Here is a 12580-nt window from a genome sequence, read left to right as displayed (position 1 = left end):
TGACCGCTACTTCCGCCCCATTCAACAATAGATGCAAAAAAAACAGTAAAGGAGTCAAAAAATCTGCTTTGGCGAACAACGGAAAAAGTGCAGTTCATTTCCGATTCACTGGCTTGCGGCCGTTTCACCGGAAATGAACTGCACTTCTACTCCTATTTATCTTGTAACGCTCTGTACTGCAAAACAAGAGTAAATTTCAGATACTTCGAGACACATCCTGCTTCATCACTGCTGTATTCCTGCTTCATTCCTGCCTTATTCCTGCTTCGTTCCTGCCTTATTCCTGCTTCGTTCCTGCCTTATTCCTGCTTCGTTCCTGCCTTATTCCTGCTTCATTCCGGACCGCTCCACCCATACGATCTCCGCCTGCGGATCGGCTTTGCGAACCACCGCCTTGAAGCGCGGCACATCCAGCAGATGCACACTGTACATCAATCGAGTCTGAGCAGAAACCCGCGCGTAATCGCTGTCACGATCAATCTCACGAGCACGGTCATGGCCGATCCCTGCATCATTCCACGCGAGTCCTTCAAGCCGCAGCCGGCTTTTCATTTCGGCTTCCACCTGCCGGGGATTCGTCGTCGTCACGCCGGCCAATCGGCGAAACCCGAATATGACGATCCCGGCGGTTTCATATGCCGCCAGGCAGGCGAACGCGGAGTACAGCGTCCGCTCCCACCCCAAAGCCGCGCCGGCGGTGACCAGCACCAGGGCGTGGCAGAGCAATAGCAGCCGTTCCACGGAGATGGCCGGGCGGGTGCCCGCCTGATTCCCGGCCGATCGGATGCGGTCGGTTTTTTCGAGGCCAAGCGCGTCCAGCAGGCCGCCTGATTTGACGGCCAGCCCGCCGCCGAAGCCAAGGCACAGGCCGCCTGCCAGCGCGGCAATGACCGGCTCACCGCTGACGGCTGGCAGCGGCGCCAGCAGGAACGCCGACCCGGCAAATGCAAGCAGCCCCGGGAGCACCTGGAGTAATATTTTTTTTCGGCCCAGAAGTGAATAAAAGAACAGCAGCGGCAAATTAAACAGCACCAGCAGCATCCCGAAATGATTATCGGTGTGAAACGACACCAGGCCGGAAATCCCGGTGACGCCGCCGGCGATCAGCTCGTGCGGATGCAGAAACAGCTCAACGCCGATTGAAGCGGCGATGCCGCCGATCACCGATTTGAGAATGGCATGCTTGCTGTTTCTGCCGGAAGCTCCAAATGTTTTTCTCATGACCATACGGCCTGCTTGATCGGATCATGCATAACCTTCCCTCCCTAAACTGAAATGGAAGTCCATTGGATGGGATCGCATTTACCCAAACATTCGTTAGTCTTATCCAGCCACTTCACCATTGCGAACAATGGAACTAGCCTTGCAGCATTCTTTCGGCTTTTTACAGCGCCTCTTCCTTCTGAATCCCCGGTTTTCGGTCCTTAAATTTGATCCAGCGGTTCAAGAAGGTAAAAATCGATTTCGACTGCTTGGTCAGCAGCGGACCCAGGATGGCCAGGATCAGCACGTAGATCGCCGAGAACGGCTGGAGGATTTCCATCAGGCCGCCGTCTTTGCCCAGGTTGGCCATAATGATCGAAAACTCGCCCCGCGAAACGATCGTCAGCCCGATGTTGGCCGATGCTTTGGGAGACAGCGAAGCCGTTCGCCCGGCCAGCATGCCTGCACTAAAGTTCCCGATCAGCGTCACAATGACCGCTGCCAGCGCAAGCCATATGGCACTTCCGCCCAAGGACATCGGATCAATGGACAGGCCGAAGCTGAAGAAAAAGATCGCCCCGAAAAAATCCCGGAACGGCATGATCAAATGCTCGATCCGCTTGGCGTGTTCCGTTTCGGCCAGCACCAGCCCGACCAGCAGCGCTCCGATCGCCTCGGCCACGTGGATCGTTTCGGAAAAGCCGGCGACCAGAAACAGTGCGCCGAAAATGACCAGGGCAAACAGCTCGTTGGAACGGATTCGCAGCCATTTGTTCAGATAAGGCACCGCTTTGCGCCCGAGAATAATGACGGCGAGCATAAACCCGAGTGACACAAGTGCCGACAGCAGCACGCCGCCGATCGAGCTGGAGTCGCTGAGCACAAACCCGGACAGTATCGAGATATACACAGCGAGGAAGACGTCCTCGAACATGATGATGCCTAGAATCATTTCGGTTTCTGCATTGGCGGTCCGTTTCAGGTCCACCAGCACCTTCGCTACGATCGCGCTGGACGAAATCGTCGTAATTCCCGCGATAATCAGCGTCTCGGCGAGCGGAAACCCGCTGAAAAATCCGAGCATCAGCCCAAGCGTAAAATTAATGCCGATATATATTGAACCGCCTACGGCGATCGACCGACCCGACTTGATCAGCCGGCCGACGGAGAATTCGAGCCCGAGGTAGAACAGCAGGAACAAAACGCCGATCCGGCCCATAAAATCGATAAACGGCGCGCTGTCGATAAACCGGAAATCGAAATGCCACAGCTCCATCGCATGCGGACCTACCGCCATGCCGATCAGGATATAGAAAGGGATCACCGAAAACCGCAGCTTTGCCGAGATCAGTCCCCCCAGTGCAATGAGGACTAGCGCTAAACCAATTTCAAAGACCAAATGCTCCATCCTTTCACCCGCTTCCGTTCATCAGAATTTGTTTGAACCGCTTTTGCTGCTCCCGCTCTCCGATGGCGACAACCGTCGCCTCCGCGTTCAGCACGGCTTCCGGGCCGGGATTCACTTGTTTGCCGTTACGTTTATCCAGCAGCGCGATCACCGAAACCCCGGCATTTTGCCGGATGTTCAGCTCACCGATCGTTTTTCCCGTGCATCCATAATGGGGCTCGATCCGGTACCACTCGATCGTCAGCTCGTCAAACGCCATTTCCACCCGTTCGAGCTGCTTCGGTTTGTACGTCATACCGCCGACAAGAGCGGCCAGCTGCCGCGCCTCCGGGTCTTCCAGGGTCACCATCGAGATGCTTTGGTCCAAATCCTCGTACGAAAAATGGTACAGTTCACGCCGGCCGTCATCATGAATGACCACGACCATCCGGTCGCCGCTGGCGGTATCCATTACATATTTCATCCCGATTCCGGGCAATACAGACTCACGAATATCCATGAGAATAGCCTCCTGTAATTACATGTTTATATTTGAGAAACATTTCACATATTATTGGGTTGCTGCAAGTGGCAGAATGCCGCGTTTTTTCGAAAAGGCTCAAGGTAACCGCAACAAAACAAACTCAGACTAAATGCTGCGCCGTATCAAAGGTATACCATTTGCCATCAAAGCCATTGCAATCCGCAGCAAATCCAGCACTGCATCAAAGCCCAAAAAGCCTGGCTGATCCACTATAAAAAACAACGAAATATGCCTAACCGATTTACTTTCAAACTAAATCCAGCCATGGCAGAAAAAAACAAACGATCAACGATAAATCGTGACAAAAATATCAATAACGAAATTCTTCACACGTCAGCCAAGACAACGGCATTGCCACACGCAGCGAACAGCAGCTGTCACAGAGCCAAGCCATCCTGCGGTCTTTCATCCATTTTTGGGTACACGAAACGAACCGTCCCGCTATCGGCTTTTTTACAGTCCAGGTGCTAGAATGCCCCGGCGCATGCCAATAAGGAACCGTCTATTCAGGAAGGAGATTAAGCCACATAACTCGAGGTAAATTTTATCGGAAGCAGCAGTAAATATTTTTTACGGAGAAAAACACACGGAACAAAGGGTAGCCGCGGTTTCGGAATACGCAGCACAAGCAGCAGCGGCAGCACAAAACAGAGAGGAAGGGCTGACGCCAGCATGATCAGTCTCTGCATGAGGGTTGGCGTTTTCCGTACGAGCGGTTTGCTTGGAGGATCGATCCGGCTGTACACCGTCTCGGTTTCCGTCGAACTTGCAGGGGAGGTAAACACTTCTTCTTCCAGGGAAACGGGAAAGGTTGCCATCTGAATGACACCCAGAACGACAATGAACATCATCCGAAGTCTATTCATCCATGCTGCCATCCTATCCCCCCTCTTGTGAAAAATTCATATATGATTATTCTAACACAAATTAGAGGATGTCTTCAAACTGATGGACAAGCTGAGACAAGCTGTGAACACCCTGATAAAAATTTTTGATCGATTTTGACGGGCTGACGCAAGCGGCTGCCTCGATACCAGAACTCCAGAGGTGATGACCGAGACAGCAATAGCAGTAGGACCAAAAAACCGGGGGAACCAAGGGGCTCCACCGGTTTTCTTCACAATCTCACCAAAAAAACTTGCAGATAAGCTTATTCCGCCCAATTCACCGCGATCTCAATCCCTTCCGGTACGCCGGGGTATCGGATCAAGACCGTTTTTGAACCGGGATCATAGGCACAGGCTGCCGGCTGTCCCCCTGCCGTCACGGCCGACGGTTCTGCCGGAACGCGAATACGCGTGCTGACCGTCATTTCGGAAGGGGACTCGGAGACGAATGTCAGCTTGCCTTCGAGGTACTGCTTCTCGCGAATCCGGGATGCGCTGACAAGAATGACCGGCTGGTCCTGCAACTGTGCCGCCGGATGGTCCAGATCATACAGAAGGCGGTCATCACCGGGCTGAAGTTCCACGCGGCTCAGCACGGGCAGCTCCGGATCAAAGAGATCGACGAACGCCCCTTCGAGCTGTGCCGCCGGCTCCGCGACATCGCGCTCGTCGAGCGCATGCGCGATCACATACGGACCGCGCCGGATGTGAAGCAGTCCGCTCTCAAGGTACGCGTCCTGCTCCCCGCGGAACTGAAGCGCCTGACGCACGCTGCTCCGCACCTGCTCGGCGCCTTCCTCCGAGCGGGACAATTCCGCAGGATGCTGCCGGTAGTACAGCACGGCCCCATCGCCAACCCGTTGCTCTCCTTCGCCCGGGTTACGCCCCAGCCCCATCGACTCGAACAGATGCTCTTCCGGCCGGTTATAGGCGCGGCCGGCGTCGCGGTTCCACCATTCCTGCACGTTGTGGAAAGGATCGCTCCCGTCGCCGTAATAGATCAATACGCCTCCCTCGCGGACCCACTGCCCGAGAACCTGATGAATGCCGGGATGCTCCGGCTTCATCAGCTCGTAGCTCAGCAGCAGCACGCGGTAATCCGCCAAATATCCGGGAAAGGTCAGGATATTGTCCAGCTGGACCGGCCGCAGCGGAATGCCTGCTTTGACAAGTGGCAGCGCCATCCCGTAAAAGGCGGACCAATCCAGCAGCTCCTGCTGCACTTCGCTCAGCTCTTCCGTACCGGAGGTGCCGTCGTACTTAAACTCCTGTTTGCGTCCGTCTTCGTCCGGATCGACGTCGCCCCGCTGATACATCGCGGAGTTCGCCAGCAGAACGCCAACGCCGGTCGTCGCCTTGCCTTCCTGCACATCCCCGTCATACCGGTGGATGTCACGCAGCACGTTCATGACGGTAAGCAGGGACGTTTTATAGCCTGCCGGTATAACTTCCTTGCCACTGCCGCCCTCTTTCGGATACCCCAGTTCGAACACCCGCCAAGGCCAAGGACATACCTCGAATTGGGAAACACCCGGATGCAGCAGCGAGGCCACAACCGTCGAGCGGTAATTGTACGCGTAATCCTTCCACGTATAACGCGGATTGTCCTCGATCGGGTCGTGAAGGAACCACATTTCGCGGCCCGTGCCGCGGGTCAGCTCCTGCATGACGCCATACTCCAGAAACGCCGTTTCAAAGGTGCGCTCCTTGCGGATACCCTTATAGACGTTTGCGGTCCGGGCGGTTCCCGTCCAGATTTGGGCGATGAAGCCGTCGCAGGCCGGCATGTTCACGAGCAGCGCTTCCGGGCTGATGATCCGCCACTGCGTGTAGTTGATCAGGCTGTGCGTCGGGACATAGAAGCGGACCGTGCGCCCGTAGTGAACAAGCGCATACTCTTTCATCTGGCTGCAGATCCGGTCCAGCGCCCGGTAGTACACATACGCTTTCAGCTTGGAAGCGCGGTATTGGGCGTCAGGCGACGAGTGCGGAGGAATCCAATCTTCACCGTAGTAGTTCCGCCACTCCCGCTTGAAGGCTTCGGAGTAACCCGAAGCCGCCCAGAATTCCGGCTCCTCCATATGGATGGCCTCGACGCCGCTGTCGATCGCCCGCTTGATGTGGGTCGCCAAATACTCGGCGAACGAGACGGTCGGCACCATGTACGGGACGTCCTTGCCGTGGCTTACTTGATCCCCCGCCCGGTTGACTTGGGCTTCATCCCAGTGATTGCGCCCGTCGAAGCGGCCATACAAATAATCCTGGTACTCCCCCCATGATACGCCGGTCATCAGATGAATCGTGTATCCTGCCTGCTTCCAGCCTTGAATGCGCTCCGGTAAATCATCCGATATGCCGTAGACCATAACGAAATCCGTGCGGAGATCATACTTCGGACCGTAAGGACGGGATTCCTGAAATCCCGTCCACTCCGGTCCTTTGCTTCCCAATCGGCTGCTCAAGGGTGAACCCTCCTTTAGTTAGGCATCGACAATTTGACGACTTCTTTCCCTTTCAGTTCTTCGTTGACATACTTCATGGCGTCATCGTAACCCGTGTTCTTGATCTGCTCGCGAAGGTCGTTGATCACCTTCAGGGCCGCATCGTCCGACTTGGCGAAGATCGCCTGCTTCCATACGTCGCCGATTTGGTCCATGGACGGCTTCAGCGTCTCCCATTGCGGCGATTTGGTGATCACATCCCCCGGATTGAAGGCGGAAATGACGCTGATACCGTTCGGACGCAAAATTTTACGCGCGTTGTCCATCGCTTTCAGGCGTTCCTGGTCTGCCCAAATGTCTCCACCGCCGACCGAATTAATACGGTCCATGCCGGTCATATTTTCCAGACCGATGCTGATGCCTTCGTTCTTCTTCGCCTTGCCCGTCGTGTCCGCCGTAAACTTGTCGAACCATTCCTGCTTGGCGGCCGGTTTGCCGTCAACCATATCCCAATGCGTCCCTTGAATGCCGTAATGCACCAGCATAAAGCCTTCGTCGGAAGCAAGGAAATCGAGCAGCTTCAGCGCGGCGTCGACATTTTTGGCCTTTTTCGTGATGACGGTAACGTTATTTCCTTGAATGTTCAGGTCGACCGGACGGTTCGGTTCAGCTCCGGCCCGCTCGAGAGGTCCGACAGGGACGTAATCGCTGCCCGGATGCGCTTTCACATATTCCTTGGAAGCGTCCAGAATGGCTGGGTAGTGCGCCGACAGTACCGCGATGCGCCCCTGCTTGATTTTCTCGTTCGCGATCGGGTCGGTCTGCGTAAAAGCATCCGGATCCAGCAGTCCTTCGGATATCAGCTTGCGGTAATACAGCGTGTAATCCTCGTAAGCCTTCGTGAAGAACACATGCTCCAGCGTGCCGTCGCCTTTATCCTGGTAATCGGCCCCGTAGAACATTGTATTCCCGATACCTACCGCCCATCCGTCATGGAAGCCGCCGAGCGGAATGACCGGTGCGCCGTTTTCGCTCAGATTGGCGTCCTTGATCTTTTTCAGGAAATTGTAGAAATCGTCCTTGGTCTTCACGGACTGCGGATCGACTCCGATCTTATCGGCAATGTCCTTCCGCACGTAAAATCCGTACAGCCAGTCGTTGACGTCCTTGTCGGTGGCCGGCTGATTCTGGTACAGCATGTACTTCTTGCCGTCAATCCCGCCGATCGCTTTTTCGTACAGCGCCGGCGGCACGTTTTCCTTGGCGATCGCCTTGGCCAGGTTCGGATACTGGTCGATTTTATCCGTCAAATCCACAAGCTGGCCTTCTTTAGCTGCCTTGATGATACCGTCCAGCTCGCCGCCCCAGGCAGGGCCGGTATAAATGTCCGGCAGGTCCTGCGTCGCAAAAATCGTGTTGACTTTCTCGGCCTCGCTGCCTTTCGTGTAGTCGATTTTTACCTTGATTCCGGTTTTCTCCTCGATCGCTTTGAGTACAGGGTTCGTTTCCGAATCGGAGCCTGAGGAACCGTTCCAGTTATTCAGCACCGTGAGCGTAACCGTCTTAGAGTCCGCGCCTTTGTCTCCCCCGTCCGCACTGTCGCCGCTGCCGCTGCTGCTGCAGCCGTACAGCATGCCGGATATCAGGGTAAACGCCATCAGAGAAGCTGCCAATTTAAACCGCTTTTTTCTCATATGAACCCTCCCAATTTGAATGAATGTATATGATATAGTCCCGCATGCAGGACGTCTATCCTTACCCTTTGACGGATCCGATCATCGTTCCCTTGACAAAATAGCGCTGCAGGAACGGATAGATACACAGGATCGGAAACACGGTAATGACGAGCAGTGCCATCCGGAGCGATTCCGGCGTAGCCCCCGCCGCGCTGACATTGACGGTTTGTCCACCCTGCTGCGCAGCCCGCTGCATCGAGGACGACAGCGCCTCCGCTTCGGTCAGCATTTGCTGAAGCAGGGTCTGCACCGGGATGAGGCTTTTGTTGGACACGTAATAGGTGCCGGTGAACCAGTCGTTCCAGTGCATCACGCCGACGAACAGCGAAATGGTCGCCAGTACAGGACCGGACAGCGGCAGAATGATGCGCATGAAGATTTGGAAATCGCCCAAGCCGTCAATCCGGGCGGCTTCTTCGAGCTCTTCCGGGATGCCTTGTATAAACGTCCGGATGATAACGATATGCATAAAATTGAACAGGAACGGAATGACATACACCCAGAAGTTGTTGATCAGGTGAAGCTTCTGCAGCGTAATGAAATACGGGATAAAGCCTGCGCTGAAAATCGTGGGCAGAAAAATGTAAAAGGTGAAAAACGTGCGCCCGGGCAGCGTTTTTTTGGCCAGGGCATAGGCCATCAGCGTACTGAGCAGCACGCTAAGCACCGTGCCGAGCAGCGTCCGTAAAATCGTGATTTTGTAAGCCTGCCAAATCTGCGGATTATCGAACACCTGGGCGTAATTGTCCAGCGTGAATTTCCGCGGAAAGAAATACAGAGCCCCCATCATGGAATCTTTACCGTCATTAAGCGAGTACACAAGCACGTAAATGAACGGATAAATCATGGAAAAGGCGAACAGCGTAAGCAGGAAATAATTCAATACGGTAAACCAGGAAAACGATCGTTTCTCCACGTAGGTTCCCTCCTTAGAACAGTGATACGTCGCTGACCTTCCGCGCAATCCTGTTGACAGTGACGATCAGGACCAGCGCAATCAGGCTCTGGAACAAGCCGACAGCTGCCGCATAGCTTAGCCGGCCCTGCTGGATGCCCTGAGTGATGACATGGACGTCGAGCACGCTGCCAATGGCTGCGGTGGAAGGACCGTTCAGAAGCAGAAGCTGTTCGAAGCCCGCGCTCATCAAGCTTCCCGTTGCCAGAATGAACAGAATGACCGCAACGTTTCGGATGCCCGGCAGGGTAACGTGCCAAATCAGGCGGAAACGGCCGGCGCCGTCGATTTTCGCTGCTTCATACAGCTGCTGGTCAATGCCCGCAATGGCCGCCATGTAGATGATCGAGTTCCAGCCGATGTTCTTCCAAACATCCGAGCCGATAATGACTTCATAGAACCACGAAGTGTTGTACAGAAATTGGATCGGCTCTACGCCCATCGACGACAGCAGGTCGTTGACCGGCCCGCCGTAGGTAGCGAAGAGGCGCTGCATCAAGGTGACGACAACGATCCAGGAAATGAAATAAGGCAAATAGGATAAAGTTTGAACGGTCTTCTTGAATTTCAGATTTCGGATTTCATTGAGGAGGATCGCAAGGATGATGGGCATCGGAAATCCGATGATCAGTTTCATCAGGCTGATGATGATGGTGTTGCGGATAATGTCTGTCGATTGGTAATAATCGAAAAACTGCTTGAAGTATTTCAATCCCGCCCATGGGCTGCCGGTAAAACCGCCCACGAACGTATAGTCGCGGAAGGCGACCTGAATCCCGTAAAGCGGAACGTAGGAGAACAGAAAAAACCAGATGATCCCCGGAAGCATGAACAAGTAAAACAACTTATGCTTCCAGATCCGCTTCCACAGTGTTGACGAACTCATAAGCTCCACCTCTGTTTTCGGATAGTTTGAACGTTCCAGGTTTCGGCAAAGCGCTTATTTCTCAGTCATCCTCCCCTCAACTAAATGTAAGCGATTACACAATGTATTCAGCTGTTCTCTTATCTACTTGCCCCCCCTTGAAACGATGTCGATTCATGGAAGCTCTTGGATTAACCATAATATAATATAAATATTTAACATATTCAATATGTTAATAAAAATAAAAAAGACCTTTTCGTAGTGAAAAGGTCTTTTTTCTATACGGCATCGCTTATTCTGATGGAAAATTAACGCGGTTTTACGGGGCCGGTCGTCTGTCCGACGACCAGCTCGGGAACGAGCAGCGTCTTCGTGTAGCCGCCGCTCCGGTCCGCCCCCTTCCCAATGATGTCTACCAGCGTTTCCGCCGCGCGTAAGCCCATTTCATATTCAAACTGCTTGATATGCGTAAAAACGCTGAGCTCTTCCACGACGGAGGTCGGGTCGTCGAAGCTGACGATCGAGAGGTCGCCTGGGATGGACAGCCCGTTTCTCTTCGCCATCTGCTGGATCTGCACGCCAAGCTTGCCGTTCAGCGTGATATAGGCGGTCGCCAGACCGCTGCGGATATACCGGTACAGCGGGTGCTTCTCCGGCTCATCTGAAGCATGAATCCGAAAGCCGGTAATGATATGGGCCGGGTTAATCAGCGCGCCCTTGTCCTTCAAGGCGTCCATATAGCCTTCGATGCGCTCCTGGACGGTGACGGTCTGCAGCGGAGAATCGGAGCAAATGGCGATTTCGCGGTGGCCCAGCTCCCACAAATGCTCTACGGCAAGCCGCGTCCCCAGCCGCCCGTCAGCCGCGATGTAATTGGTTTCGACACCCGGCAGAAACCGGTCGATCAAGACGAAAGGAAAGCCGGAGAACTTCAGGTTCAAAATTTCGTCGTTGTAATGCTCCTCGTCCACCGGGAACACCAGAATTCCTTCCGCACCGATCTGTTTCAAGGTTTTGATCGCTTCCTTCTCGTGCTCCAAATCCCCCTCGGACAGCAGAATCATCGTCCGGTATCCTTTGCTGCTGAGGCCTCTGCGGACACCGTCGATCAGTCGGACGGCAAAATAATCGTAAATCGAAGGCATCACGAGCCCGATGAGCCCCGTTTTCGGCTTCACCTCTTCCGGAGCCCGGCCAAAGACCGGACGCGGTACCTCAGCCTCTTCCGCGGCCGCCGGCTCGCTGACAAAGCTGCCTTTTCCGGGGACCCGGCTGATGACGTTTTCGTTCGCGAGGCCGGTCAGCGCTTTCACAACCGTAATTTTGCTTACATCAAAGCGTTCCATGAGTTCCTTCTCCGTCGGGATGCGATCACCGGACTTCAGGCCTTCCGACTCGATCAGTTCCCGGATGTACTGCTGTATTTTTTGATACAGCGGGGTCCGTGCGGTAACATTCAACAGGATCACCATACTTTAATTTGAGATTTTGTTATATATATTATCGGCTGGAACATGGGTTCGCAACATTCATCCTGACTAAAAAAATGGTCTATTCGTCTGATTCCTTAATTTGATATATTATATATGTTATATTGAATAACGGATTTTGTATAGCGGGGTATGGTAAAAATGTCGCAATAACGCAAAAAAAGACGGCCGCAATGCGGCAGCCTTTTTTAAGTCCATGCCTTTTCGAAATCGGAGTGAGCTTACACATTCAGCTCCAGCTTGGCATGATATTGACGATACTGCGGGTCCTCGCCCGCGACCATCATGCCCATGCCCCAATCGATATGAGTCTCCCGGCTAGGCGGATCGGCAGGATCGCGGTATTGGAACAGGACGTTTCTGCGCGGCCGGCTGCTCTTGTTGCGGTCGGACCCGTGAATCGTCAGGTAGTTGAAGAACAGCACATCGCCTGCGCTTGCCGGGCATGGTGTGCCCATGCTCACCGGGTAATCGCGGTGATCGAGGTAGTACCTGCCTACATGGGGAAGCGGTCCCTGCTTATGGGATCCGGGAACGACGCACAGGCAGCCGTTTTCCATATCAGCATCGTCGAGATGAACGCTGGCGGCAAGCATCGTATGGCGATCATGAGGGAAATACGGATAGTCCTGGTGCATCGGAAAAGCGGCGCCCTGCTCCGCCGGCTTGACCAGCATTTTGGTATGATGGAGCTGGACGTTGGGACCGATCAGCTGCGTCAGAACGCCCGTCATACGCGGATGCGCTACGGCTCGGGTGAAGCATGCGTCGTGAAACTGCAGATCGTGAAAGCCTTTGAGCACCAGCTTCTTCAATTCGTCCTGGGGAATGTAATCCCCCTGCCAAGTATGGTTGGCGTCCTGCTTGGCCGCAGCCGCCTTGGCAATCGTACGCTCCACCGCATACTGCATCTCCTTGACTTCCTCTGTGGTGAACACGCCGCGGACGAGCAAATAACCGTTTTCGTTATAAAATTCGACGTCTTCTCTGCTAATCATCTTCCCGTTCCCTCCCGTAACATTTGAATGACAAATCATGAATACGCCTTCATTATAGGGATAACTGATACCTG

General features: G+C 54.1%; 10 protein-coding genes. All 10 read right to left on the bottom strand.

Annotation, left to right across the window (positions count from 1 at the left end; translation table 11 throughout):
• Window positions 1–321 precede the first annotated feature (321 nt).
• The 10 genes from BCV73_RS08575 to BCV73_RS08530 all read right to left on the bottom strand — a co-directional run bounded on the left by BCV73_RS08575 (window position 322) and on the right by BCV73_RS08530 (window position 12506).
• Window positions 322–1221: a YitT family protein gene (locus tag BCV73_RS08575; RefSeq protein WP_089550163.1), complete on the bottom strand. Its 900-nt coding sequence runs from the start codon at window positions 1219–1221 to the stop codon at window positions 322–324.
• Between the two features lie 163 nt (window positions 1222–1384).
• Window positions 1385–2611, bottom strand: coding sequence for a cation:proton antiporter (locus BCV73_RS08570; RefSeq protein ID WP_076167377.1), 1227 nt, complete (start codon window positions 2609–2611; stop codon window positions 1385–1387).
• Window positions 2612–2615: 4 nt separating this feature from the next.
• Complete coding sequence (locus tag BCV73_RS08565) at window positions 2616–3110, bottom strand: cation:proton antiporter regulatory subunit (protein WP_076167379.1); 495 nt, start codon at window positions 3108–3110, stop codon at window positions 2616–2618.
• A gap of 542 nt (window positions 3111–3652) precedes the next feature.
• Complete coding sequence (locus tag BCV73_RS08560; RefSeq protein ID WP_143811838.1) at window positions 3653–4000, bottom strand: hypothetical protein; 348 nt, start codon at window positions 3998–4000, stop codon at window positions 3653–3655.
• Window positions 4001–4284: 284 nt separating this feature from the next.
• Window positions 4285–6483, bottom strand: coding sequence for a hypothetical protein (locus BCV73_RS08555; protein WP_089546756.1), 2199 nt, complete (start codon window positions 6481–6483; stop codon window positions 4285–4287).
• A gap of 14 nt (window positions 6484–6497) precedes the next feature.
• Complete coding sequence (locus BCV73_RS08550) at window positions 6498–8156, bottom strand: extracellular solute-binding protein (RefSeq protein ID WP_076167383.1); 1659 nt, start codon at window positions 8154–8156, stop codon at window positions 6498–6500.
• A gap of 61 nt (window positions 8157–8217) precedes the next feature.
• On the bottom strand, window positions 8218–9114 hold the full coding sequence (locus tag BCV73_RS08545) for a carbohydrate ABC transporter permease (RefSeq protein ID WP_076167385.1): 897 nt from the start codon (window positions 9112–9114) through the stop codon (window positions 8218–8220).
• Window positions 9115–9127: 13 nt separating this feature from the next.
• Window positions 9128–10039: an ABC transporter permease gene (locus tag BCV73_RS08540; protein ID WP_089546755.1), complete on the bottom strand. Its 912-nt coding sequence runs from the start codon at window positions 10037–10039 to the stop codon at window positions 9128–9130.
• A gap of 287 nt (window positions 10040–10326) precedes the next feature.
• Window positions 10327–11490 carry a GntR family transcriptional regulator gene (locus tag BCV73_RS08535; protein WP_256992782.1) on the bottom strand — a complete coding sequence of 388 codons (1164 nt, stop codon included), beginning with the start codon at window positions 11488–11490 and terminating at the stop codon, window positions 10327–10329.
• Between the two features lie 239 nt (window positions 11491–11729).
• Complete coding sequence (locus tag BCV73_RS08530) at window positions 11730–12506, bottom strand: phytanoyl-CoA dioxygenase family protein (RefSeq protein ID WP_089546753.1); 777 nt, start codon at window positions 12504–12506, stop codon at window positions 11730–11732.
• Between the last annotated feature and the right edge of the window lie 74 nt (window positions 12507–12580).

The organism is Paenibacillus sp. SSG-1, from assembly GCF_002224835.1.
Classification (GTDB): Bacteria; Bacillota; Bacilli; order Paenibacillales; family Paenibacillaceae; genus Paenibacillus_AQ; species Paenibacillus_AQ favisporus.
This window is presented reverse-complemented; position numbering and strand designations above follow the sequence as displayed.

Excerpts from the sequence above, each read along its gene's own strand:
- BCV73_RS08550 (WP_076167383.1), bottom strand. The coding sequence starts at position 8,156 with ATGAGAAAAAAGCGGTTTAAATTGGCAGCTTCTCTGATGGCGTTTACC.
- BCV73_RS08565 (WP_076167379.1), bottom strand. The coding sequence starts at position 3,110 with ATGGATATTCGTGAGTCTGTATTGCCCGGAATCGGGATGAAATATGTA.
- BCV73_RS08535 (WP_256992782.1), bottom strand. The coding sequence starts at position 11,490 with ATGGTGATCCTGTTGAATGTTACCGCACGGACCCCGCTGTATCAAAAA.
- BCV73_RS08530 (WP_089546753.1), bottom strand. The coding sequence starts at position 12,506 with ATGATTAGCAGAGAAGACGTCGAATTTTATAACGAAAACGGTTATTTG.
- BCV73_RS08560 (WP_143811838.1), bottom strand. The coding sequence starts at position 4,000 with ATGAATAGACTTCGGATGATGTTCATTGTCGTTCTGGGTGTCATTCAG.
- BCV73_RS08570 (WP_076167377.1), bottom strand. The coding sequence starts at position 2,611 with ATGGAGCATTTGGTCTTTGAAATTGGTTTAGCGCTAGTCCTCATTGCA.
- BCV73_RS08540 (WP_089546755.1), bottom strand. The coding sequence starts at position 10,039 with ATGAGTTCGTCAACACTGTGGAAGCGGATCTGGAAGCATAAGTTGTTT.
- BCV73_RS08575 (WP_089550163.1), bottom strand. The coding sequence starts at position 1,221 with ATGAGAAAAACATTTGGAGCTTCCGGCAGAAACAGCAAGCATGCCATT.